A 26,449-nucleotide genomic window follows, 5' to 3' on the forward strand; every position below is an offset into this window, starting at 1 on the left:
TTGCTGCTCGTCTTTTAGATGTTCGTCGGCGATGCGCTTTTGGCATTTCGGGCAGGTTTTCCATTTCGTTTTGGGGCATTCATCGCCGCCAATATGGATGTAGTTTGAAGGAAAAAGCGGGATCACTTCATCCAAAACATCCTCCAGAAAACGGAAAGTTTCCTCGTTCCCGGCACAGTAAACATCATCAAAAACGCCCCAAAAAGTGGCAGTTTGATAAGGGCCGCCGGTGCAGCCCAAAGCCGGATAAGCCGCCAAAGCCGCCAGCGCATGACCGGGCATTTCAATTTCGGGGATAATGCCGATGTGCCTTTCCGCGGCAAATTTCACGATGTCTTTTACTTCTTCCTGCGAATAAAAACCGCCGTAACGACGGCCATCAAAACGGTGCGGCATTTCTTTTTTGTGGCCGATCAATGTTTCGTTCCGGTAAGCAGCAACCGATTGCAGTTTCGGGTATTTTTTGATCTCGATACGCCAGCCCTGGTCATCTGTCAGGTGCCAATGAAAGGTATTGATCTTGTAAAAAGCCAAAACATTGATCCATTTTTTGATAACCGAAACCGGGAAAAAATGGCGGCTCACATCCAGTTCCATCCCGCGGTAGCCAAACCTGGGATAATCTTTAATTTTACAATTATTGATGCTGTAATTTCCGGTTTTATCGTGGTTGATGAGTTGCAGCAAAGTTTGCGTTCCGTAGAAAACACCGGCATCATCGTGCCCAGTTATTTTGATTTCGTTTTGGCCAATGCTCAATTGATAACCTTCTTTCTGCGGAACCAAAACCGAATCTATCGTTAAGCCGATACTGTTTTTACTACTACTTTTTTGGTGGGTAAAAACAGTATGCGCGAACGAAAAAACTGCTTGTTTAAAGAGCGAAATGGTGGCAGCGTTGATCGCAGGCGCAGCGTTTAGAAAGGTGGCCTTGTTTAGCCTGAATTTTCCTTTTTGCAGTTCGTATTGGATTGGTTTCGGGATGACAGCTGCTTCTTTTAACACTGATTTTTGTTGTGCAAAAGAAGTATCAGCCACAAAAAACGCAACGCTAAAAACCGAAACCAACAGCTTTGGAAACCGGCAGGATAAAAAATTTAAGGCGCGGCGAAAATTCATTTTTTTGCTGCAACTTAATTATTTCTTTTTGAAATTTGGGTTTCCGGCTTTTGGATTTTTATGTTAAACATTAAAAATCAAACTTGTTTAAACTTTTATTATTTCATTACATCCTTCATTTACAGTTTATCAAGGACACACCCCTAACCCCTCTCGAGAGGGGAAGCATAGCTTGTTATCTTTCTAACGTTTGGAAAGGCGACGTTTGCAGGTTCCCCTCTCGAGAGGGGCAAGGGGTGTGTCCTTAATTTTTATGCCATAAAAGAAGCATCCGGTATTAAGTTTAAACAATTTCTTTGTTTGTTTTAGCTTAGTTTTTGCTGAAAATCCATTATCCGCAGAAACTCTTAAAGCCTACATTTACAATCTATAAACCAACGCAATCAACCAAAACACATTCCAATTTTACCTTTTTTAACTCCGGCTGATAAAGGTAAATTTGCTGCACCAATTTTAATCCCGATACTGTTTTTACATGGCAAAAGTTTACCTGCTTTTCTTTTTTGTTGCTATCGTTTTTTCACTGGTTTCCTGTAAAAAACCAACTTTGTTTGAAGCGGTCTCTTCTTCGCATTCGGGCATTCATTTTAATAATTTAATTACCGAAACCGATTCCATCAACCCGATGGATTTGGTAAATATTTACAACGGCGGCGGCGTGGGAATCGGCGATTTTAACAACGATGGTTTGCCCGATATTTACTTTTCGGGCAATATGGTTTCCAACAAATTGTACCTCAACAAAGGCGGTTTTAAGTTTGAAGACATTACCGACGAGGCCGGCGTTGGCGGCATGGGCCGGTGGGGCAGGGGCGTTTCCGTCATTGATATCAACAACGATGGGTTGATGGATATTTACATCTGCAATACCATTTACAAAGACCCGGCAAAAAGGCGGAACATTTTGTACATCAACCAGGGGAAAGACAAAAACGGCGTTCCGCATTTTAAGGATATGGCCAAAGAATATGGCTTAGATATCAACGTCCAATCTACCATGGCCCACTTTTTTGATTACGACAACGATGGCGACCTCGACTTATATTTAACGGTAAACGAAGCATCAACCGGGAACGACCAGTTGCGTTTTGGCGCTTCCGGCAAAGGCAGTTTTAATAAAAGTACAGGCAGGTTGTACCGGAACGATGCAGACGTGGCAGCAAAGCACCCGGTTTTTCATGATGTTTCTAAAGAGGCTGGCATTACCGTTTATGGTTACGGACATTCCGCAGTGATTGCCGATATCAACCGCGACGGCTGGAAAGATATTTATGTGTCCAACGATTTCATTTCCTCCAACATCCTATACATCAACAACCACAACGGCACTTTTACCGACCGCTCACACGAGTATTTCAAACACACTTCCTTTAATGCAATGGGCCTTGATATCCAGGATATAAACAACGATGGTTTGGCGGATGTTTTTGAGCTGGACATGAACCCGGAAGACAACTACCGCAAAAAAATGATGCTTGGCCCAAGCAGTTACCAAACCTACCAAAACTTCGATTTTTACAATTACCAGTACCAATATGTGCGCAATACCCTACAGTTAAACCAAGGGCCGCGCGTTGGCCAGCAGGATTCGATTGGAAGCCCGGCTTTTAGCGAGATCAGTTTTTTGAGCGGTGTTGCACAAACCGATTGGAGCTGGACGCCGGTAATCACCGATTTCAACAATGATGGTTTTAGGGATGTAGTGATCACCAACGGTTTTCCAAGGGATGTTTCTGACCATGATTTTATGACTTACCGCGACGAAGCTTATACCGTCACTTCAAAAAAACAGTTGTTTGATCAAATCCCACAGGTGAAACTGCACAATTACGCTTTTCAAAACAAAGGCAATTTAACCTTTAGTGATGAAACGAACAATTGGGGCTTATCGGTCCCAACTTTTTCCAACGGAGCGGTTTATGTCGATTTAAACAACGACGGCGCGATGGATATGGTTGTGAACAATATTGATGATGAAGCTTTGGTTTACAAAAATACTTCGCGCGAAAAAAACCCGGCTAATACACATTTTCTGCAAATCAAATTTCAAGGCGACCGGCAAAACCTAAACGGTTTAGGTGCATTTGCCGATATTTATTACAACCACGGCAAGCACCAGTTTTACGAAAACTCGCCTTACCGCGGCTACCTGTCGTCCATGCAAAACATCGCGCATTTTGGTTTGGGCAAAACTACGTTGGTGGATTCTGTGGTGGTTGAATGGCCAAACGGCAAAAAGCAAGTGCTTAGGAATATTAAGGCTGATCAAATTCTCCAAGTCAAATTTACCGATGCAAAAGAAGCATTGACAACAAAACTTCCTTTATTGAATTCGGCTGCGTTGTTTAAAGAAGTAACGCGGGAAATGGGCGTAAACTACAAGCACAATGCTTACGATTTTGCCGATTTTACTGTCCAGAAACTGCTGCCGCACAAGTTTTCGGAATACGCGCCGGGTCTGGCCGTTGGCGATGTGGACGGAAACGGTTTGGATGATTTGGTGATGGGCGGCAATGCAAATTTCTCGGCGCAGGTTTTTTTGCAGCAACAAAAAGGCAGGTTTTTGCAACGCCAAATTTTACCCGGTAAAAACAGTATCGGCAATGATTATCAGGATGAAGGTTTGCTGTTGTTTGATGCCAACGGCGACGGAAAACCGGATTTGTACATCGCCAGCGGCGGCTACAAAAACGCGCCCAACAGCCCAAATTATCAGGACCGGCTTTATTTAAATGATGGCAAGGGAAATTTCACTTTGGCACAAAACGCTTTGCCCCAAAACTTTACCAGCAAGCTTTGTGTCCGTTCCGTGGATTACAACAAAGACGGGAAATTAGATTTGTTCGTTTCAGGAAGAGTTGATCCCTGGAATTACCCAAAACCTGTTTCAAGCTTTATTTTTAGAAATGATAGCAAAAATGGACTTGTAAAATTTACTGACGTAACCAAACAAGTTGCGCCTGCTTTGCAAAACATAGGTTTGGTTTGTGATGCTTTGTTTACAGACTATAATAACGACGGCTGGCCTGATTTAATTTTAGTAGGCGAGTGGATGCCGGTTACGTTCCTTAAAAATGAAAAAGGTGTTTTTGTAAACACAACAAAAAATTCAGGCATCAGCAAAAAAACAGGCTGGTGGAACTCGATTGTCGCCGGAGATTTCAGGCATACCGGCCAGATGGATTATATCGTTGGGAATGTTGGTTTGAATACGCTTTACCAGGCGAGCGATCAATATCCAGTTTACATCACGGCAAAAGATTTTGATAATAATGGCAGTTATACGGCAATTCCTTCGCTGTTTTTACCAGATCAAAATGGAGACAGAAAAGAGTTTCCGGCACCGGGAAGGGAAGATTTGCTGAAACAGATGATCAGCATGAAGAAAAAATTTACCAATTATAAATCTTATGCTACGGCTACGATGGACGATATTTTATCGCCCGAACAACGAAAAGGCGCGTTAAGGTTGGCTGCAAACGAACTGCGTTCCTGTTATTTACGTAATGAAGGAAATGGAAAATTTACGATCATCCCGCTGCCAAATGAAGCGCAATTTTCAACATTAAACGGAATGGTGGTTGATGATTTTGACCGCGACGGCACTTTGGATGTATTGATGAACGGCAATGATTACGGCACCGATGTTTCGATTGGCCGCTACGATGCTTTGAACGGATTGTTGTTGAAAGGCGACGGCAAAGGAAACTTTAAACCGCTTTCTATTTTGCAAAGCGGCATCTACATTCCCGGAAACGGCAAAGCTTTGGTAAAACTGCAAGGCAGCAACGGCAACTATCTGGTTGCCGCCAGCCAGAATAAAGGCGACCTAAAAATTTATGCCCTTAAAAGAAGTATCAAAAATATCCGTTTACAACCTTTGGATGCTTCGGCCATCATCAACTATAAAAACGGCAAAACCGAAAAGCAGGAGTTTTATTACGGCTCTTCCTTTTTGTCGCAGTCGGGCAGGTTTATAAATGTTGGTACTGACGTTAAAAGCGTTGTCATTACCAACACAAACGGGCAGTCCAGAAATATCAATTTGAATTAAAAAATGAAGAGGATATATCCATTTTTAACGTTAATGCTTCTTTTAGGCATGTTTTTTTCGGCTTGCAAAAAAGCAAAAGTAGCCGGGATGAGCGAGACAGAAGTGCTGCACCAAAATGAAGACCAGTTGACCAAACTCATCATTTACGATGTGTTTACGCCGCCGGTTGCCTGCCGTATTTATGCTTACGCTTCGCTGGCTTCTTACGAGGCCATCCGCCATCAAAACCCAAAATATGTTTCGCTTACCCAACAGCTAAACGGTTTTGGGGCAATGCCCGAACCGCAAAAAGGCAAAAAGTACAACTACACGCTGGCTGCTACCCAAGCATTTTTTACGGTGGTGCGCAAGGTTACTTTTTCGGTTGATTCACTCAAAAACTATGAAGGCCGCGTGTATGCTTCTTTTAAAGACCAAATGGACGATTCTACTTATGCGCGTTCTGTAGCTTATGGCGAGCAGGTGGCCAAAGTGGTTTTAAAACGTTCCAATGCCGATAATTATCTGCAAACGCGCGGCAAGCCAAAGTTTTTGGGCAGTAATGATCCCGGAAAATGGCACCCAACGCCGCCCGATTATTTAGACGGCGTAGAATATTGCTGGGGAACGATGCACACTTTTGTGCTGGATAATTCGGAACAGTTTGCACCGCCGCCGCCGCCCAAATTTAGTACCGATAAAAACAGTATCTACTTTAAACAAAACCTGGACGTTTATAACCAAACCAAAAATTTAACGCAGGACCAAAAAGATATTGCTACGTTTTGGGACGATAACCCCTTTGTGTTGCAGCATTCCGGCCACATGACTTTTGCCAACAAAAAGATTACGCCGGGCGGCCATTGGATTGGCATCACCGAAATTGCCTGTAAAAAAACGCATGCCGATGCCGTAAAAACTGCCCAGGCTTATGCGCTAACTTCGGTTGCCATGTTTGATGCTTTTACGTGCTGCTGGCAGGAAAAATACAAAAGTGCCTACATCCGGCCGGTTACAGTGATCAATGACAAGATTGACCGCTCTTGGGAACCGATGCTGCAAACGCCGCCTTTTCCCGAATATCCAAGCGGGCACAGTACGATTACACGTTCGGCAGCCGTGATGTTAACACGTTTGTTTGGCGATAATTTCAATTTCCAGGACACCAGCGATTTAAAATACATCGGCATGAAACGGAACTTTAAATCATTTGTACAAGCTGCGGACGAAGCTTCGATCAGCCGGTTTTACGGCGGCATCCATTACCGCAACAGTGTGGATGTTGGTGCGGAGCAAGGCAAAAAAGTAAGCGAATACATGCTGGGCAAATTAAAGCTGAAGCAATAACTTCTTTCAGTTTTGGCCGATGCTTCTTTTAGCACTACTTTTTAGGTAAGTCCTGATTTTTTGGGTGATTTTCTTTATTTACGGGAAGGAGCGGCTGTTGCCACATTTATTTTTTGTCTGCGGTAGCCGATCTGCCCTTGTAAATCTGTCCCCTCGATTATTATGGTATAAATGCCAGGTTTGTCGGCACTGTAAAAGGAAACTACCGCTTTGCCTTCGGCATCGGTAATAACATTTGGCGCCCAATGGATGGTGGAGCGCAGGTCAGTCCCCATGGCAACTTCCCTGTTGCCTGCATTATATTTGGGCCGGTAAAATTCTTTGTAAAGGGCAAAAGGCAAAGTTTTGTACAGGTAAGTGCCTGGCGTTACCCTCATAAACGGTCCTTTTTTTGACCTGGTGGTTATTTCCAGATAGGCATGTTCCTCGCCATTGGGAAGCCCTCCGATAGGTGCATATTGCACACCGTAGCTTCCAATAAAACGGCTATTATACATCACTTCGATACCTGTAATCTCTTCGGCAGTAAAATAATCAAGGTTATTTCTAATGAATAGGAAGCGTTCAAGCCTACTAAGTGTCTTGGTAAAGTCGTAACCATATTCCAAGTCCATCCCGTCAATTATAAAGTGTATTCTTTTTCCATTTAGTACATAATCCCAAGGGGCCTTTCCCCAAATCCCGCTAACCACATAGCCCCTAACGTTCTTTTCCAAAAAATCCCCCAAAGTTGTTTTGTTGGCTTTTACCATGTCTTTTTCGTCAAACGCTTCATCATATTCACCCGGGCCGTTCAGGTTTTTAGAACCGGAAATAATTTTTTTGGCTTTGATGGTTACTTCTTTTAAACGGAGGCCTTTTCCCAACAAATCGTCCACTGCCTTTAGCTGCGCCGCCTTTGTGTTTACGTTCGCCACTATAATGGTGTCAGTGTTTACATACCAGGGAAGTATTGGTGCCGATGGCCTAAACACAGGCGGCTTAAATTCTTCACCATCTATGTTCACGTTAAAGCTGCTGCCTTTTTTGGTTCTTGCTTGTATTTTAAACAAAGCGGTATCTACAGGCACTAATCCTTTAAAATAAAAACGGCCCTCAGTGTTGGTAACCGTGTCTCTGAACCCTGGTGGGTTGTTTGAAATGAGTATAACTTTTGAGGCCACAACCGGTTTGTTAAACGCATTGGTTACTGTCCCCTGTACCAAAAACTCTTTTTCGGCGGGGTAGGCAATGGGCGTTTTAACCGGGTTGAAAATATCTTTCCAACTATAACCAACCCAGCCTTGCGTGAGCATCAGGTTGTCCAGTTCTTCGGCCTTGCCGCCTTCAATGTAATGGCCCGGGTTTTCGATATTGCCTTTTAGGTCAGAAGTAAGCAGCAGGTTATTGAGGATGTTGCCGCCTGAACTATCGGTCCTTACCTGGCCGTCGTCCGTTACCGTCAAAGAAAAACTGCCGCTTACAGGCCTGCCGTCTTTGTCCTTTACCTCGATGGAAAGGGCAATGCTGTCGCGGGTTTTATAAATTCGTTTGTCGGTACTGATGCCAATCTGCAGCCCGTCATGATGGTTGATGAACACCTGCCGCTCGTTTAGCGGCAGGTGGTTTTGGTCCAGCAAGGTAAACCTGGCGATGCCCGTTGGGAAAAGCGAGCCGGGCAATGCTTCTTTTACCGGTATATTATTGCCGAAGCCAAGGGCCTGCGCATAGCAGACCACGCCGCGCGACTGGCCGATCAGGTAATAGGCGGCCGGTTTGCCCATTAAGTCCTTTGTGGCGTTAATAACCAACATCAACGTATCGTTGCCCAGCGGTTTTACGGCCAACGAGGTGCCCGAAAGGCTGGCCAAAGGCAAAGGGTATTCTTTTGAAACCCCTTTGGGCAGCGTTATTTTGGCATAATAGTTTTCCCCTGCCTGCGGCATGAGTTCAAAATTGCCCATGCCCGCGTGGGCGGTTTTGAAACTGGTTATCTCCTGCCCTTTGCCGTTGTAGATTTTTCCTGCCAGGGACACGCCTTTGCCGTCCTCGCCAACGGCCTTAAAGCCGATCTTTACATTGGTGCCTGCAATTAGGCTGCCGCCTTCGGGCATAAACTGCAGGTCGGTCTTTTCGGGCCGGTTGATGTTTACCGGGATGGTTAAAGTGGCCGTGTCTGCACCGTTGCCGGCCTGCTGCGCTTTTACCGTTAGGTTTTTTAGGTTTGTCTTGTCGGGCAGGCCAAAGCCAAACTTCAGGCTTCCGTCTATGCCGGTCGTAACTTTGTCCCGGGCCAAAACATGCCTTCCGTCCGTTACCAGCAGTTTCATGTCTTTCAGCGCCACAGGGATATTGCCGGTCGAGGCAAGCTGTAAACTGGCCCCTACCTTGTTTTTGCCTGCCGCGCTGTCTGTTTTGAACATGGCCCTGACCAGGGTAGCGGGGCCGTTTGTTGCAGAAACATAAATGTTTTTTTTAAAGATGTAGCCTTCCCCGAAATTGCGCATCCAGTTGGTGTAGGCGCGCAAAACAAAGCTTCCTTCGCGAACCTCTTTTTCGTCCAGTGCGATATTGCCCCATGCCAGACCGGAGACAACGGGCACCATCACCCGTTTTACGGCCGTGCCTGCCACGTCGTCCAGCTCCACATAAAGCAGTCCGCTCCTGGGCGAGGGAAGAAGGAAGCCGGCGTCCAGCAGATAAGCCTTGAAACGGAGCGTGTCGCCGCTGTTGTAGTAGGGCTTGTCGGTCTGCAAATAAAGTTTCTCCACCGGCATCCGTTCGCCTGCGGCCTTAATTGCGGTTACATCGTCTTTTAAAAACCTGTTGGCGATGGTTTGGCCGAATGTAAAGGTAGCGGATGACAACAGGCAGAAAGCAGCAACACAGGCTAGGAAAATGGTTTTGTTAAACTTATCGCTCATGGCAAGGGCCTGCTTAAATTTTATCCGGTTTGTTCTCGATGCTTCTTTTATGCCTGTAAAACCTGTTTCCAATGCTAATAAGTAAAACGCGCCAATGATTTTTATGCGGTAAAAGAAGCATCGAAAATATTGGACGGTATTCGGACAGGTTCAGGTTATAAATTTAAGCCATTCGTTTCATACGGCGTAAATTTTTATTTGATTTCATTGAATCAAAAGCTTGTTTAAATCTGGTTTAGCCTGGTTTTCATGCTTCTTTTATCCCATAAAAAACATTAAACTTTTTTAAATTTTCAAAGACGGATGCGAACCGCACTGATTTTTATAGGCTAAAAGAAGCATTGCCGTTTCTTCAAACATAAGTTTAAACAGACTCTTGTTTTTAAGCTGATAAAGGCGGCAACTCCCTGTCACCAAATTTATAGGGGTAAAAACAGCATCCGTAAAAACAAAAAAACCGCCTTGGTTTTCAAGGCGGTCTTCAAAATTAAAACCTGATTGCTAATAACCTGGGTTTTGGGTGATGGTTGAATTGTTGGCGATTACGGTTTGAGGGATAGGCATTAAATCTTTTCCGTTGGGAATGGTAATGCCATAAGTGTTTTTAACATAGTTAAATTGCTCTCCTGACCTTCTTAAATCGAACCAAAGAGACATCTCGCCAGCCAGTTCATGGCGGTATTCTGTTAACAAGATTTGTGTGGCATCTCCTGTTTTGGCACCCAAACCAGCCCTTTTTCTGATCTGGTTGTTGATGATATCCATTGCCGCGGCCTGGTTCCCGCTTTTGATAAGCGCTTCGGCCTTGCTTAACAACACTTCGCCGTAACGCATCATGATCACGTTTTGTCCGCTAAAAATATTTGACGGGCCGGTAGAGCCGGTTATACTTGGGTCTCTCCAAAATTTAGTGCCATAATAGCCCGACCGCAATCCGTCGGCGCCTTTCCAGGGGTTGGCCACCGTTCCGCAGGTATTCATGGTAACCCCATTTACGGTATAGTTGGCAATAATTTTAGGGTACATGGAAATTTTGATAGCGGGGCTTGGATGTACATCGCCTGGGCCGATAACGGTTGCCAGTTTACGGGTGTCGCCATCTTCAAACGAATCATACAGTTTTTTATCTGCATAAGCATAACCAAAGTTTGATACTTCTTCGGGCATACCAAACGAAGACAGCCAGTGCGAATCGTTGGAGTGGCCCCAGGACTGATCAGCCCCGGATGCTACAATAAACTGTACCTCAAACACAGATTCGGCATTGTTTTGGTGGCTAAACTCGTGAACATCAATATAATTAGGCATCAACTGGTATTTGCCATCCAACTGGTTAAAAGAGGCCACCGCATCACTGTATTTTTTGAGCCACATTTGCGCAGCGCCTTCGTAGGCATAAGCCGCACCTTTGGTTGCACGGCCTAAGTCATCGGCATTGTATTCTTCTTTCGAGGGCAAAAGGCTGGCAGCAGTTTTCATATCAGCAACTACGGATGCAAATACTTCATCCTGCGTATTGCGCGGATGACGGCCTGCATCAGTTACGGTTTGCAATTCTAAGGGAACGCCGCCAAAATTTGATGCCAGGTAATAGTAGAACAGCCCGCGTAAAAAATAAGCCTGGCCAGTTAATTGATTGGCCAGTTTATCATCAATAATGCCTTTGGCTTTCATTTGTGCAACAATCGGGATGGCAGAGTTTGCCCTTGCAATCCCTTGATAGCAACGTACCCAAAAGGTGTTGAGCGGATCAAAACTTGTTGGTACTTCGTAACGCTCAAAAAAAGTATCGGAACCATAATTTTTAAAATCCTGGGAAAGGAAATTGGCCTGGTACCAAAGGGATTTGAGCATAAAATCCACATTGTCAAAAGTATCATAAATGGCATTTACCAACCTGATGCCATCATCAGGCTTTGTAAACAATACATCCTGGGAAATATTTGAGGTGTCTTTTTGATTAAGAAAATCCTTGGAACAACCTAAGGGAAGCATTAAAGCAGCGCCGAGGGAAAGGACAGTTATATAGTTTTTTAGTTTCATGTTTTTGATATTTAATTTGATTAAAAGGTAACATTCAACCCAAGCGTATAAAACCTGGACGAAGGATAAGTGCCCACATCAATGCCGGAAGTTGTTACGCTTCTTGCCCCGTTGCCAGGGTCGGCCACTTGCCCGATCTCCGGATCCAAGCCTGTATATTTGGTAATGACAAACAGGTTTTGTGCACTCACATACAACCTTATCCTTGACAAGGCAATGCTTTTGGCCAAGGCTACAGGAAGCGTATAGCCTATTTGTAAATTTTTTAATTTTAAAAAGCTGCCGTCTTCCACATAAACGTCGGATGGGCGCGTATTGCCATTGTCATCTGCTTTGGTTATTCTGGCATAACGGTTAGAAGGGTTGGATGGCGTCCAGGCATTGGCCAAATATTGCTGGCTGATGTTTTCGATACCGATGCCGCCTTGCGTAGCACCAAAAGTTTCTAAAGTACGCTCTGCATAATTGAATATTTTATTGCCAACAGAGGCATAGAAAAATGCGTTAAAATCAAATTGTTTGTAAGATGCATCTAAGTTTAAGCCTGTAAAAAATTTGGGTATCGGGCTGCCCAATTGTACCCTGTCCGCATCAGTGATCCTGCCATCACCGTCAACATCTACAAATTTACGGTCGCCCGGTTGCGTTGCCGATGACTGGTAAAAAGTGTTTGCGCCATTTTTTGCTACTGTACCAGCATTCAGTGCATCTATCTGAGCCTGGTTTTGAAAGATACCGGCAGATTTAAAGCCGTAGAACGCACCAATCGGGCCTCCAACTTTTGACTGGCTAAAAACAGTCCAGGTATTGCCGCCTACGTTTGGCAGGCCCAGGTTAGAAAAATTATAAACTGCATCGAGCCCATCTGCCAAAGTCAGTAACTTGTTGTTTACCGTTGTCAGGTTTAAACCAATGCCGTATTTAAACGGAGCTTTAGATTCGCGGTATTCCACATTAAACTCTAAACCGCTGTTTCTTACACTGCCAACATTTCTGGCAGCTGTAGTAAACCCGGTTTGTGCAGGTACAGGTATCTGCAATAAAAAGTCGCGGGAGTCCTTTCTGTAATAATCTACCGTTACGTTCAGGTTTCCGCCTAATAAACCCAAATCAAAGCCAATATCTGTTTGCCTGGATGTTTCCCATTTCAGGTTAGGGTTTGGCAATGCTGCCAACACCAAACCGGGCTGGTAAATTTTGTTAAAAGGATAGCCAACGTTATCAGCAGATGCCTGGGCGCCGCCGGAAGTGTACTGGCTAAGGTATTGAAACGGGTTAATGCCTAACTGATTACCAACGCTGCCATAACTTGCCCTGATTTTTAAATCATACACAGACTGCACGTCTTTCAAAAAAGATTCGTTCTTTACCCGCCAGGCTACCGACCCTGAGGGAAATACACCATATTGATGACCCGGGGCAAACCTGGATGAACCATCGCGTCTTACCGTTCCTGTTATCAGGTATTTGTCCATAAATTTATAGTTCAACCTTGCAAATTGGGAAGCTAAGGCTGTATTGGTTTCATCACCAAAGAGGTTGGTAGCTGTTGTTATACCTTGTACAGTTCTTAGCGCATCGCTTACCGAACCGTTTCCTGATACACCTATCCGGCGAAAAGTATTTTTTTGTTCAGATACACCTCCTACAAAATCAATGCTGTGGGCACCAAAAGTTTTGGAGTAAGACAATGTGTTTTCCCACAGAACATCAAATGTGTTGTTTGCATTTTGAGAAAAATAAGAAAGTACACTTGTACCTGCCTGTCCGTATTGATCAACAGTGCGGGTATCAGAAGGTGTAAAATAATAACCAGAGTAGTCATTGGTATTTACGCCCAGGTTTGTTTTGATTTTTAACCCGTCAAAAATAGTGGCTTCTAAAGATGTGGTGCCCAAAAAATAATTGGTCGGGTTTTTCTGGTCCTGGGTTTCTACCGCATAAACCGGGTTTGCCAAGTAGCTGATAAATTGGTTTGTCGGGTTGTAAAAGCCATAATTACCATTCGCATCTTTAACCTGGTCGGTCAATTTATTGCCGGTTATGGTTGGGATCAATTTGGTCAAACTACCAATTCCAAGCCCGGCATTTTGCCCGCCCGTACCGAAACTGATTTTACTGTCGCTGCGCGTATATTTTAAACTTGTAGATGATCTAAGCCATTTTAAAGCCGTGTAATCCACATTTAAACCGGCATTGTACCGTTTAAAATCAGAGCCCAAAACGATGCCTTTTTGATCAAGGATGCCTGCTGAAAATGCTGCCTGGACTTTTTCGTTTCCGCCGCGGATGGCAAAGTTATAGTTCTGTTTTAGTCCGGTTTTGTAAAGTGCTTTTTGCCAATCAATATTCCTTAAAGAAGCCGGGTTGCTCCATTCCGGTTGTGCTTGGAAGTTATCAAGGTTAGCGGCTGATCTTTGCACCGCTAAAGTTGCAAACTGTTGTGCCGTAAGCACATTGTACATCTTAGGTTGAGATTGTACCGATGTCAATGCATCTATCGAAACATCCACGCCATCTTTTCTGCCTCTTTTGGTGGTAATAATCACGACACCGTTTGCAGCCCTGTTGCCGTAAATGGCGGTAGCAGAGGCGTCTTTTAAAATGTCAATCGAAGCAATATCATTTTGGTTGATAGAACCTAAGCCGGTAGTAACCGGGTAACCATCAATAACATACAAAGGTTCATTGGTCCCGAAACTGCCAATGCCCCGGATTTGGATTTGAACGCCGCCGCCCGGCGCGCCATCGTTATTGGTTACCTGTACACCGGCAGACCTGCCTTGTATGGCCTGGTCTAACGTGGTAACCGGGGTTTTTGCAATTTGTTCGGCAGTAACAGAGCTGACAGAACCGGTCAAATCTTTGCGCCTTTGCGTGCCGTAACCAACCGATACCACATTAACTTCTTTTAAAGTAGTATTGTCCAAAGGCAGCCTTATGTTGATTACACTGCGGTTAGCAACAGCAATTTCCTGCCGGGTGTAACCAATAAAACTGAAAACCAGGGTAGCGTTGGCCGGGGCAGAAACAGCATACGTGCCATTGGCCGCAGTTACTGTGCCTGTGGTTGTGCCTTTTACCTGTACACTTACGCCGGGCAAATTGCTGCCGTCATCACCGGCAGTTACCTTGCCGGTAATTTGCCTGTCTTGGGCATACGAACTATAAAAGGTGAAAATTGCAAATAAAAAGCCCAGGCTTAACTTTTTACCCGGAAGCTTTTTGTGGAGTAACTTTTTGATCATCTTGTGTTAATTTAGGTGTACAGTAAATTCAATTAAAACGGATTTTTACACTAAAAACCAGTATTCGTATTTGGTGCGCCTGTCTTATTTTTATCTCTTCCTGACCTGTGGGGACAGGCCAGGGTTTTACAATAAAAACGTTACAATTGGTACAGGCAAATCTATATTTGGCAGGCCCGAAAAGTGTAATACTTTTTTAACATACTACATCCAATTATTGCCCGGTGGCCAAAAAGCAAGGCCGGGATATCAAAGCAATAAAAAGGATGGGTAAAAACAGTATGCCGTTTTAAGGCAGGAGGCAGTTTGCAGAAACCTGGTTTTTGCAGAAAAGTTGTTTAAACTTAATTCCGTATGCTTCTTTTATGGCATAAAAATAAAGGACACACCCCTTGCCCCTCTCGAGAGGGGAACCTGCAAACGCTGCCTTTCCAATCGTTAGAAAGATAGCAAGCCATGCTTCCCCTCTCGAGAGGGGCAAGGGGTGTGTCCTTTAATAAATATGTGTAAACGAACGATGTAATGAATAATAAAAGTTCAAACAACTTTAGAAATAAATTTTCAAAAACTTTCAGCAGTTTTTAACTGTCTATATTAATTTTAAACAATTAATTAAAAAAAGCAATTTTTATGAAACCCATTCATATCACCATCGCAAAAAAACGCCCTTTGATTATCATGCCCGACAGCCAGGCACATGCGGATGGCCATGCGGTTTTAACATACACATACAGTGTTTACCGCGACCAGAAAAACGGCGACAGGAACCAGTTTTTTGAGAAGGAAGCCAACCTGCATTTAGAAAAAAACAACGACCCGGATTACATGGGCTACATCACGTTTGAGCAGCCGGGCCGCCTGTTCACCTACACGGCCGATGGCGCAACCGAACTGTCCAGCAATGAAGTGGAAGAGATTATCGAACAAATCAGCGAATACAGGGATACGCCAACCATGTGGCAAATTTAAAATTGGGGCAATGCTTCTTTTATCACCCTAAATTTAGGCCGATAAAAGAAGCATTGATCAATCTTCCTTATAAAGTTCCCCGGCTTTTACGGCCGAGGTTTTGATGCCTTTGATCATGGCCGAACTGAAACCGTTGTGTTCCATTTCATTGAGGCCGGCAATGGTGCAGCCTTTTGGCGAAGTTACTTTGTCTATTTCCTGTTCGGGGTGAGAGGCCAGTTGCAGCAACAAATCAGCCGCGCCTTTTGCCGTTTGCGCCGCCATTTTTAAAGCATCGTGCGCGTGGAAACCAATTTCCGTTCCGCCTTGCGATGCCGCGCGTATTGAACGCAAAAAGAAAGCGATGCCGCAGGCGCACAAAGCCGTTGCGGCCGTCATCAGTTCTTCGTTAATTTCGATGCTTAAACCAACCGTATTGAACATGGATTTCACCAAATTCAGGTTTTCTGCGGAAGCATTATCGGTGGCCAGGCAAGTCATGGAATGGCCGATCGCGATGGCCGTATTTGGCATCGCGCGAACTACTTGAACTTCGGCTTGTAATTGTTTTTTGATATCGGCACAACTTACCCCAGAAATTACAGAAATAAACAATTGGTTTTCCAGGTTGATGCCCGGTTTGATCTCGTCCAGCAACTTGTTCAATTGCTGCGGCAAAACGGCAATGATGACAATGGATGCTTCTTTTACCGCCCTAAAATTATCGTTGGAAACCAAAAATCCGGCTTCGGTTTGCGGTTGCAAAGCCGCAATGTTTCGGCGTGTTAACGTAATTTGTCCGGCTTCGCAAATCCCGGCTTTTACCAAACCTTTGGCCAGCGATAAGCCAATGTTGCCGCTGCCGAGGATAGCTATTTTTTTGTCAATCATGTTTTTTTTCAGTTGTAAGTTTTAAGTAAGTGCAAGCAGACTTGATACCTGATACTGAATACTTGCTACTTTCTCAAACTCGTTCCAAAACTATTTTCGGTATTCAAATAATGCAGTTCATCGGCCTGGCCAATAATTACTTCTTTTACACCGCTTTTTATCGCGGCAAAAGCGTTGTCCAGCTTCGGCAGCATCCCTTCGGAAACTATTTTTTCTAATTTTAATTGCTCGTAACGTTCCGGGTTGATGTCGCGGATCAAAGAATCTTCATCGTTGATGTCCTGCAAAACGCCTTTTTTCTCAAAGCAATAAATCAAAGTCGTTTCGTAGGTTTTGGCCAGGGCAACGGCGAGGGCAGAGGCAATCGTATCGGCGTTGGTGTTCAGCAACTGGCCTTCGCCATCGTGTGTCAATGCACAAAAAACAGGTGTAAAAGAAGCATCCAGCAATTTGCAAATGTTTTCTGCGGAGATCGAATCCGCATCTAAATCGCCCACAAAACCATAATCAATTGTTTTAACCGGGCGTTTTTTTGCACGGATAAAATCGCCGTCGGCACCGGTTAAACCAATGGCGTTGTTGTGGTAACGCTGCAATTGCGCCACCATGTTTTTGTTGATCAATCCAGCGTAAACCATCGTAACCACGCGTAGCGTTTCGATGTCGGTAATGCGGCGGCCATCTACCAGTTGCGCTTCAATCCCCAGCGAAGAGGAGATTTGCGTGGCCACTTTTCCGCCGCCGTGAACGAGGATTTTCAACCCTTTTAACGCTGCAAAATCTTTTAAAAAGCGGTGCAGGTTTTCTGAATTGTCAATTACGTTGCCGCCAATTTTAATTACGTAGAGCTTCATGCTTCTTTTACCCCTATTTATTTGGTGCCGAAAATAAGGAATGATTTGTTTGGAAGCGCCCGAAGAACCAACATTTAAAGAAATAGATGCTATACTTCTTTTACCGGCATAAAATTGGCGGGCAAAAATTAAATTAGCGTAACCAACGGAAAATTTTAACTTTGCAATCCAAAAAAACACGGAGAGGTGTCTGAGTGGTCGAAAGAGCAAGCCTGGAAAGTTTGTATACTCGCAAGGGTATCGTGGGTTCGAATCCCACCTTCTCCGCAAATTTTGATAACAAATCTATTAGAAGCCTGCAAATCAATTGATTTCAGGCTTTTGTATTTTAGTCCAAATTTTTATCCGCCAATTTCAGATAAAAATTGTCATCAGGTGAGTGAACTTAAGGGTTTTTAATTGCTCAGCGAATTGCTTTTAATAACATTGCATGGGCAACAAGGAATGGGTGAAGCCTCCCTTTGCGTTGTACAAACGAAAGGTGGCAAGTTGTATAAAACAAACAACAATTAATGGGGCCGTTTTAAGATTTAGTTTGTACGTGATTGATGGAATCGCCCCTATCAGTTTTAGTGATAAACATTAAAACCAAATTTGATGAAAGAGATTAAAAGGCTTAATGTATCTGAGCTTTCAGAAAAATTCGGACTGGAGGCGGAATCTAAATCTTTTGTTTTTAAACCGCAGGATGTTGCCCCCAATAAATACTTCGAACCTCACCGTTCTGATATGTACAGCCTTGGTATTGTAATTAAAGGGGAAGCCAAACTAAGGGTAGGATTAGAAACTTATGTTGTTAACGCCCCTGGGCTTGTGGCAGTTAGCCCCGATCAAATTAGACAATGGATGGTAACAAATGAAAATTTTGAAACCATCAGCTTGTTTTATGCAGAAGATTTTGTTGTTGCAGGATTGTTGGATACTTTATTTGTAAAAAAATTGCAGTTTTTAAAAAAGGGCCGAAATAGTTTTATCCCTTTAACAAATGCCGGTTTTGCCGCCCTTAAAAATATATTCGATCAGATTGAGAAAAAGGCCAGCTCCAACTATTCAAATAAGGTTGAAAGTACACAGGCATTGATAAGGGTTTTGCTTTTGGAAGTGGAAGGTTTACAGGAAATTCGGACCATAAAAGATTTAAACAAATATTCACAACCTTATTTTATTACGCAAAAATTTAAGGAACTGCTCGCTGAACATTTTGCCGAAAACAGAGCGGTAAGTTATTATGCTGAAAAATTGTTTGTTACCGCCAAACACCTTTCACAAACATTAAAAGAACAAACCGGAAAGACTGCCAATGAGATGATTAATGAAATTGTTTGTCTTGAAGCAAAGGTATTATTGCAAACCGAAGAATTAAATATTTCTTCGGTTTCAGAACGATTAAACTTTGTGAACCCTTCTTTTTTTGGGAAATTTTTTAAACGCAACACCGGAATGAGCCCTAATCAATACCGGAAAACCTTATCCTGAAAATTCCGACATTTAGAACAATTCCTCATCCATTTAGGCCTTCCTTTTACACTTGCCAAACTTAACCTTTGTTGTGTCGCCACAAACAAAAAACAGGGGATGAAGGGAAATCGCTAAAAAAGATTGTTTTTGGCAGCCTTCTTAAAAAGATTATAGTTGGATCATAATTGGCATTTAAAATTTATAAATATATGAAAACAAAAAAATTGGGAAAAAACGGTCCGGATGTTTCTGCCATAGCACTGGGTTCCCGCATGTCGGCAGAAAACCGCAGCGAATGGGAAGCCACCAAAAAGGAAACGGTTAAAACGTTGCAATATAGCATTGACCGGGGTATAAATTTTTTAAACACCGCTGATTTTTATGGTATGGGCATGAGCGAGCTGATAATAGGTGAAGCGATCAAAGACCGAAGGGACAAAGTTTTTTTGAGTGTTAAAACAGGTGCTTTAAGAGACCACAAAGGCCGTTTTATAGGATTAGACGGAAGGCCGGAAGCCATTAAAAACTTCTGTGCCTATTCGTTAATGCGGTTAGGGGTTGATGAAATTGACCTTTATCAGCCTGCCCGTATTGATAAAAACGTGCCCATTGAAGAAACCGTTGGAGCTATAAAAGATTTAATCCAGGAAGGAAAAGTGCGTTATTTAGGATTGTCGGAAGCCAATGCCGAACAGTTAAAAAAGGCACATACAGTTCATCCGGTTGCTGCTTTGGAAATTGAATATTCGTTGGCAACCCGGTTTATCGAAACTGAAATTTTGCCCACCGCCAGAGAATTAGGTGTAAGTGTGGTACCTTATTCTGTTCTTTATTACGGTTTTTTAACCGGTGATATGAAGTTTCCTTTACCAAAAAATGATTACAAAAATATGTTCCCGAGGTTTCAGGGTGAAAATTTGGAACATAACTTAAAAAAGGTAGAATTTTTGAAAGAAGCGGCAAAACAAAAAGGCGTAACGGCGGGCCAATTGGCTTTGGCATGGGCACTTAACCAAGGAGAAGATATTATCCCTATTGTGGGAATGAGTAAACCCGAACGTGTGGAAGAAAATTTGCAAGCCCTGGATATTAAATTCACAACGGAAGAAATGAACACTTTGAACGAAGCTTTTAAAATTGGCGCGATAAAAGGAGACCGGTACCCTAAACCATTGATAGACATGGTAGCTTCTTAAATGTAAAAAAAACTTAGGACCTGTTTAAAATTTATTTTCTATGCTTTTTTTATCGAACAAAAAACACAGAGTTCCCATGCTGTTTTTATCGGTGTAAAATACACAACCCTAAATTTATATGCCTAAAAGAAGCATTATGGTTTTTCTGATATAAATTTAACATAGGCCCTTGGTTTCTAAAAATACATGAACCAGTGAAAATGTTATTTCTAAATTTGATATGCCTTTCGTTTTATAATTATCACTATACAAAAGGGCAAGCTTGTTTAAAAGAAATAAGATTGCACCAGTAAAGAAAAATTCAAATTTTGAAAAAACTATTTAAGTTCATGCTTCTTTTACCGTCCAAAAATTAATGTAAAACCAATCCTGGTTCCGGCTAAACATTGTGCTGCCTGTGGTGTTAATGCGGTATAAAAACAATTTTACTTGCCTGTACAATTACCAGTCCTTAAAAAAAGCGCTCGCTTGCGCTACTTTACGTTTTTTTATTTGTACGCCATGCAGGGCATCCCGGCGGGTTTTGCCTTAACGGCTATTGCCAACTTTTTGATTGGCAAAGGCGTTAGCGCCCTCACCATCGGTTCTTTTGATGCCGTGATCGGTATCCCCTGGGTTTTTCAGTTTATCTGGGGCGCATTGATTGACCGTTACCAGTTTTCGCGGATGGGCCACCGCAAGCACTGGATTGTTTTTTCGCAATTTGCGGCGTTGCTGGTTACGCTGAGCCTTTTGCTGGTCAAAAACCCGGTCAAAGAGCTGAACTACATCATGGTTGCTTTTTTTATCCACAGTATTTTTGCTTCCATTCAGGATGCTAGTGTGGATGCCACTGCCATCGCCATCGTTCCGGTTGACGAGCAGGGCCGCATTAATGCTTTTATGCGCTCGGGCTTGCTGCTTGGTGTAGCCGTTGGCGCGGCCGGTTTTTCTACCTTGCTGCATTATTACGGGTTTTTTTATGCGGCGGCCGTTCAGTCTTTGCTGCTGCTACTGTTTACGGTGCTTACTTACATCACCAAAATTGACCGTTCTGATAGTTACCGGCCATCTTTCGGCCTTAAAACCAGTGGCCATACGCCTCAGCAAAAAACAGAAAACCCCGATTTGAAATGGCTTTTTAAACAGTTGTACAAAGGTATTGTGCTTAAAAACAGTTTAAAGGTTTTTGGTTTGATTGCCTTGGTTTACCTGTGCCTCAGTATTTTTATCCGCTCGTTTTCTTTTCATCTCATCCATAATTTGCATTGGGACGATAACCAGCTTTCAGTTTTGCAAGGCACCTGGGGAAGCGCGGTTACCATTGCCGTTACTTTGGGCGGAGGGATTTTGGCCGACCGGATTGGCCCCGGAAAATTGCAGTTGCTGGTGGTGATCGCCATTTGTGCATTTTTTTTGGTGTTTGACAGCCTCGGCTTTTTATGGTTCCACCGCAGTGTAAGCACCAGCGGCGTTTTGCTGTACAGTCTGGCCGATCCTATTTTTAGCGTGGCCGCCATGCCGGTTTTGATGGCGCTTTGCCTGGCGAAGGTAGAAGGTTCGCAGTTTACCACGTACATGGCCATTGTTAATTTGTGCGATGTGATTGGCGCTTACGTTTCGGGCTGGGGGATGAGCGTTACCACGGCGCCGGTCATCGGTTTTATCTGCGGTGCCAGTTTGTTGGTTGCTTTGGTTTTAAGCAGGGCAAGCTTCAATACTTCTTTTAGGGCAACAAAATTGGTAAGCGAATAATCAGCGCTGTTTAAATTTTGTTTGGCCTGTTGTTTTATATGCTTCTTTTAGGCAATGAAATTTTGGCAGCTTGCGCTCTGCTACTGTACCGTTGGCTGAAGCCAACGGCAATGAAAATTACATTCAATTCGTTTTTAAACAGCTTCAATGTAGATCATTACTTTTTTCACTCCAAAAACCACCTAAAAACAAAAATGGGTTGCTTCAATAAAAATTGAAGCAACCCATTGCTACGTCCTGTCCTTAATCTTTACAAAAAGACCAAAAGTAGTTCTAAGACTTACTTTTGCGGTGGTGTAGTTGTAGTACCTGTTCCGGTTGTACCAGTTCCGGTTCCAGTTGTACCTGTTCCGGTAGTTCCTGTTGTGCCAGTTCCTGTTCCGGTTGTTCCCGTTCCAACTGTTCCGGTTCCAATAGTCCCTGTTGTGCCTGTACCGGTTCCAACTGTACCTGTTCCGGTTTGTCCAGTTCCCATGGTTCCGGTTCCAATCGTTCCGGTAGTACCAGTTGTTCCGGTTCCGATGGTTCCGGTTGTGCCAGACCCAATTGTACCGGTTGTGCCAGTGCCAGTTGTGCCAGTTCCTATGGTTCCGGTGGTGCCTGTCCCAACATTACCGGTTCCCATATTTGTGCCTCTGGTTGTCCTGGCCCTGCCGGCCCTGCCAGTGGTTGCCCTGGTTCCGCTTGTTGTAGAACCTGTGCCCATCGTTGTGCCGGTTCCGGTTGTTGTACCGGTAGTCCCCATCGTTGTACCAGATCCGGTTGATGAACCTGCACCAGTACCTGTACCAGTTGTTTGTGCGGTCGCATCCTGGACTATCCAGAAAAACATCGCCACTGCCATTATTAAACCTGCTTTTTTCATGATTGATTAAGTTTAGAAATTTATAAAATCTGTTAATAAGCTGGGTTTAGAACGCCATAAATTCCGGTTTAGTTTTATTTATTTTCGATAATGCCCGTCAAAGCAAGTTTTTTGAAATAGGTTTTGTACCCATAAACAGCATCTTCGGCACCAATTTTTATGGCATAAAAGAAGCATTTTAAATGCACCGTTCATCAACAGCAACTTACTGAAATCCAAGTTCCTACCTTATTATTGCCAAAGGGTTTTCAGCAACGCTCCGGCACCGCGCTTTTATAATTTCTTTTATAGCAAACCAATTGCTTAAAAATATATTTTTATTGCAGCCCTTTTTCTGTTCCTGTTTGTTGCCCGCACCTGATCCAAACCTTAAAACTCGTCAATTTATGCACCTTAAAAAAAGCATTGTTTTTTTAGTACCGCTGTTTGCAGCAGATGCAGCGTTTGCCTGCACCACCTGCAATAAAAATCTGCAGAAAGGCATCTTCGACAGCACTTTTTACCCCAACCTTTTTACCATGCTGCTGGCTTTTATCGTGCTGGGTTTGGTGGTTGCCGCGCTTTCGGTTTTGGCTTCGCGGAGAGAGAAAAGAAACCAGGCGTATCAGCTCCAAAAGCTAACCGCGGTGCCGCTGATCTCCGCAGCAACAACTATAGGGATTGGTTTGGGCGGGTTTATAGACGGCATTTTTTTGCACCAGATTTTGCAATGGCACGAAATGCTGTCCAACAAAATCCCGCCCGTAACGCTGCTAAACAAAAGCGTGAACATGTTTTGGGATGGTATTTTCCATGCGTTTTGCCTCGTTGTGGTGCTGGTTGGCATCGTCCTTTTGTTCAAATTGTTTTTCAGGAAAGATGTCATCATCACCAAAAAAGTTTTTTGGGGAAGCCTGGTTTTGGGCTGGGGCTTGTTTAATTTGATCGAAGGTTTGATAGACCACCAAATCCTGAAACTGCACAACGTAAGGGAAATTACGGCAAACGTTTCGCTGTGGAATTATGGGTTTTTGTCATTTTCCGTCTTTTTGATTGTTTTGGGAAGCGTGATGATCAGAAAAAATACTTTGCCCGATGCAGTTGCGGCAGACTGAAAATATAGGCATAAAAACAGTATCTACACTTTAAAAAAACAAATTCAGCTTTCGTCCTTAACACTTGTTAAATTATAGTTGCTTTTGTTAGGGCGAATGCTTCTTTTACCACCTAAAAATCATCGAACCAACAAAAGCAATTGCAATATTTAACATCTTTAGTTGCTACAATTAGCAATACCTTAGCCGGATAATGCTAAACTCCGCTTGATGTTTAAATTTTTATCCTTTTTGATTTTATTGCTTGCCGTTTCCAATGTGTTTGCACAAAAAAAGTTTGTTATCAGCGGCAATATCAAAGATGCAAGCACGGGCGAGCAGCTGCCCGGCGCTTCCATCCGGATACAGGAACTGCCACGCAACGGCACTTCCACCAATAATTACGGTTTTTATTCTATTGATGCGCCCGAAGGCGACTACACGCTGCTATTCAGTTATATTGGTTATCAAACTTTTGCCCGAAAAATTTCGCTCCATAAAAGCCAAACAGTCAATGTTTCACTTTCCTCGAAAACCAATTTGCAGGAAGTAACCATCAGTGCCAATAAACCCAATAACGACCAGGTTACGTCGCCGCAAATGGGCCTGGAAAAACTGAACATGGCGCAAATAAACCAAGTGCCGGTTTTGCTGGGCGAAAGGGACATTTTAAAAACCATTACCTTATTGCCCGGCGTAAAATCATCCGGGGAAGGGAATACCGGTTTTTACGTTCGCGGCGGCGCTTCCGATCAAAACCTGATCTTGCTGGACGAGGCAACGGTTTATAACGCTTCGCACTTGTTTGGCTTTTTCTCCACTTTCAATTCGGATGCGATAAAAGATGTAAGCTTGTACAAAGGCGGAATGCCGGCGGAATATGGCGGCCGTTTGTCTTCGGTTTTGGATGTGAAAATGAACGAAGGCAACAACCAGAATTTTACGGTGCAGGGCGGAATCGGACTGATCTCATCGCGCCTGAAAATAGAAGGCCCGTTGGTAAAAGATAAAGGCTCGTTCATGATCAGCGCACGCCGCACTTATGTTGATGTTTTTTTGAAAGCTTCTAAAGACACCACTTTGAAAGGAAGCACTTTGTATTTTTACGACCTCAACGCCAAGGCAAATTATCATTTTGACGATAAAAACGCCATTTACATTTCGGGTTATTTTGGCAAAGATGTTTTGGGCCTGAAAAATACTTTCGGCACAAACTGGGGAAATGCTACCGGCACTTTGCGCTTTAACCATTTGTTTACCAACCGTTTGTTTTCAAACACTTCGCTTGTGTACAGCAATTATAATTTTGCGGTCGAGAGTTTCAGTACCACCAACAGCTTTAAAGTTACCTCTCAAATTACAGATTTCAACTTAAAAGAAGACCTGCAATATTCTTTAAACAACAACCACACGCTCAAATTCGGGCTGAATGTTTTGCACCATGCTATTTTTCCGGGCGATGTTACTTCTTCGGCAACCTCAAGTTTCAACAGTAAAAGTGTAGAAAAACGCTATGGTTTTGAAAATGCGGCTTACATCAGCGATGAATGGAAGGCAGGCAATAAGTTGACGGTTTTGTACGGGCTGCGTTTAAGCGGGATGTTTTTGCAAGGGCCGGGCACTTTCAAAACTTATGATGCCGCCGGCGATGCCTTAACTTCGCAAACTTATGGTTCGGGCAAAGTTGTAAAATCTTACTTCAATTTAGAACCACGTTTATCGGCCAGTTATTTGCTGAACGAGGAAACTTCGCTCAAAGCTTCCTACAACCGTAATACGCAGAACATCCATTTGTTAAGCAATTCAACCAGCAGTTCGCCTACAGATTTGTACATTTTAAGCACCGTTAATATCAAGCCCGAAATTGCCGACCAGGTTTCTACCGGCTGGTTTAAAAATTTTAAAGAAAACCGGTACGAGTTTTCGGCCGAGGTTTATTATAAATGGCTGCAAAACCAAATTGATTATAAAAACGGCGCACAGCTGCGCATCAACCAGGATGTAGAATCGCAGTTGGTTTTTGGTTCGGGCAGGGCTTATGGTTTGGAGTTGTTTTTGAAAAAAAAGTACGGGCGTTTTAACGGCTGGGTTGGTTATACTTTATCGCGCACAGAAAGAAAGTTTGATGCGATCAACAACGGCAATTATTTTCCGGCAAAGCAAGACCGCACGCATGATCTTTCGATCGTTGGCATTTACAACCTCAACAAACGCTGGACATTTTCTGCCACTTTTATTTACGGTACGGGAAATGCCATTACTTATCCAACAGGAAAATACAACATCAACGGCTTGACCACTTATTCTTATTCCGAGCGCAACGGCTACCGTTTGCCGCCCACCAACCGTTTGGATTTGGGTGCTACGTTGGAAGGCAAAGAACATGAAAAATACCATTCGAGCTGGACTTTTGGCATTTACAATGTTTACGGCTACGATAACCCTTATATTATTACTTTCCGCGACAGCAAAACCGTTCCAAACACCACAGAAGCTTTGGAAACCAGTATTTTTTCTACCGCCATCCCATCTGTAACCTGGAATTTTAAATTTTAAACATTTTTCTATTTATTTAATGTATTTATGAAGGACACACCCCTAACCCCTCTCGAGAGGGGAAGCACAGTTTGATACCTTTCTATCGTTAAAAAGGTAGGCGCCATATTTCCCCTCTCGAGAGGGGTTAGGGGTGTGTTTTTTATTTTGAAGCCATAAAAGAAGCATTTGTCAGGAAAAT

At 43.4% G+C, this 26,449-nt stretch carries 15 protein-coding genes and 1 tRNA gene; 9 read left to right on the forward strand and 7 right to left on the reverse strand.

Annotation, left to right across the window (positions count from 1 at the left end; translation table 11 throughout):
- The coding region (locus V5804_RS05975) for a beta-N-acetylhexosaminidase (RefSeq protein WP_369590467.1) at positions 1 to 1,119 on the reverse strand (1,119 nt) is incomplete at its 3' end.
- A gap of 475 nt (positions 1,120 to 1,594) precedes the next feature.
- On the opposite strand from V5804_RS05975, the gene V5804_RS05980 reads away from it, so the two are divergent.
- Both V5804_RS05980 and V5804_RS05985 read left to right on the forward strand, forming a co-directional pair.
- Complete coding sequence (locus V5804_RS05980) at positions 1,595 to 5,173, forward strand: VCBS repeat-containing protein (protein ID WP_369590468.1); 3,579 nt, start codon at positions 1,595 to 1,597, stop codon at positions 5,171 to 5,173.
- A gap of 3 nt (positions 5,174 to 5,176) precedes the next feature.
- Positions 5,177 to 6,499, forward strand: a complete 1,323-nt coding sequence (locus V5804_RS05985) for a vanadium-dependent haloperoxidase (protein ID WP_369590469.1) — start codon at positions 5,177 to 5,179, stop codon at positions 6,497 to 6,499.
- A gap of 74 nt (positions 6,500 to 6,573) precedes the next feature.
- Here the strand turns inward: V5804_RS05985 and V5804_RS05990 are convergent, their stop codons facing one another.
- The 3 genes from V5804_RS05990 to V5804_RS06000 all read right to left on the reverse strand — a co-directional run bounded on the left by V5804_RS05990 (position 6,574) and on the right by V5804_RS06000 (position 14,693).
- Positions 6,574 to 9,402 (reverse strand): hypothetical protein, encoded by a 2,829-nt coding sequence (locus V5804_RS05990; protein ID WP_369590470.1) that lies wholly within the window; start codon positions 9,400 to 9,402, stop codon positions 6,574 to 6,576.
- 501 nt (positions 9,403 to 9,903) lie between these two features.
- Positions 9,904 to 11,445: a RagB/SusD family nutrient uptake outer membrane protein gene (locus V5804_RS05995; RefSeq protein WP_369590471.1), complete on the reverse strand. Its 1,542-nt coding sequence runs from the start codon at positions 11,443 to 11,445 to the stop codon at positions 9,904 to 9,906.
- 20 nt (positions 11,446 to 11,465) lie between these two features.
- Positions 11,466 to 14,693, reverse strand: a complete 3,228-nt coding sequence (locus tag V5804_RS06000; protein ID WP_369590472.1) for a SusC/RagA family TonB-linked outer membrane protein — start codon at positions 14,691 to 14,693, stop codon at positions 11,466 to 11,468.
- Positions 14,694 to 15,323: 630 nt separating this feature from the next.
- Between V5804_RS06000 and V5804_RS06005 the strand changes: the two genes are divergently transcribed.
- On the forward strand, positions 15,324 to 15,662 hold the full coding sequence (locus V5804_RS06005) for a hypothetical protein (protein WP_369590473.1): 339 nt from the start codon (positions 15,324 to 15,326) through the stop codon (positions 15,660 to 15,662).
- A 57-nt stretch (positions 15,663 to 15,719) separates the two neighbouring features.
- Here V5804_RS06005 and proC read toward each other — a convergent pair whose 3' ends face one another.
- Positions 15,720 to 16,532, reverse strand: a complete 813-nt coding sequence (proC, locus tag V5804_RS06010; protein ID WP_369590474.1) for a pyrroline-5-carboxylate reductase — start codon at positions 16,530 to 16,532, stop codon at positions 15,720 to 15,722.
- A gap of 65 nt (positions 16,533 to 16,597) precedes the next feature.
- Positions 16,598 to 17,386, reverse strand: a complete 789-nt coding sequence (gene argB, locus V5804_RS06015) for an acetylglutamate kinase (RefSeq protein ID WP_369590475.1) — start codon at positions 17,384 to 17,386, stop codon at positions 16,598 to 16,600.
- A 180-nt stretch (positions 17,387 to 17,566) separates the two neighbouring features.
- Between argB and V5804_RS06020 the strand changes: the two genes are divergently transcribed.
- From V5804_RS06020 to V5804_RS06035, 4 genes are all read left to right on the forward strand, one after another.
- Positions 17,567 to 17,653, forward strand: a tRNA-Ser gene (locus tag V5804_RS06020).
- Positions 17,654 to 17,983: 330 nt separating this feature from the next.
- Positions 17,984 to 18,862: an AraC family transcriptional regulator gene (locus V5804_RS06025; protein WP_369590476.1), complete on the forward strand. Its 879-nt coding sequence runs from the start codon at positions 17,984 to 17,986 to the stop codon at positions 18,860 to 18,862.
- Between the two features lie 191 nt (positions 18,863 to 19,053).
- A complete protein-coding gene (locus tag V5804_RS06030) occupies positions 19,054 to 20,040 on the forward strand; it encodes an aldo/keto reductase (protein WP_369590477.1) in 987 nt (328 codons plus the stop codon).
- A gap of 468 nt (positions 20,041 to 20,508) precedes the next feature.
- Positions 20,509 to 21,774 carry an MFS transporter gene (locus tag V5804_RS06035; protein ID WP_369590478.1) on the forward strand — a complete coding sequence of 422 codons (1,266 nt, stop codon included), beginning with the start codon at positions 20,509 to 20,511 and terminating at the stop codon, positions 21,772 to 21,774.
- Between the two features lie 280 nt (positions 21,775 to 22,054).
- Here V5804_RS06035 and V5804_RS06040 read toward each other — a convergent pair whose 3' ends face one another.
- On the reverse strand, positions 22,055 to 22,639 hold the full coding sequence (locus V5804_RS06040; protein ID WP_369590479.1) for a hypothetical protein: 585 nt from the start codon (positions 22,637 to 22,639) through the stop codon (positions 22,055 to 22,057).
- A gap of 386 nt (positions 22,640 to 23,025) precedes the next feature.
- Here V5804_RS06040 and V5804_RS06045 point away from each other — a divergent pair, with 386 nt between their 5' ends.
- Complete coding sequence (locus V5804_RS06045; RefSeq protein WP_369590480.1) at positions 23,026 to 23,733, forward strand: DUF2243 domain-containing protein; 708 nt, start codon at positions 23,026 to 23,028, stop codon at positions 23,731 to 23,733.
- Between the two features lie 210 nt (positions 23,734 to 23,943).
- Complete coding sequence (locus V5804_RS06050; protein ID WP_369590481.1) at positions 23,944 to 26,268, forward strand: TonB-dependent receptor; 2,325 nt, start codon at positions 23,944 to 23,946, stop codon at positions 26,266 to 26,268.
- Positions 26,269 to 26,449: the final 181 nt, after the last annotated feature.

It is taken from the genome of Mucilaginibacter sp. (assembly GCF_041088075.1).
Lineage (GTDB): Bacteria > Bacteroidota > Bacteroidia > Sphingobacteriales > Sphingobacteriaceae > Mucilaginibacter_A.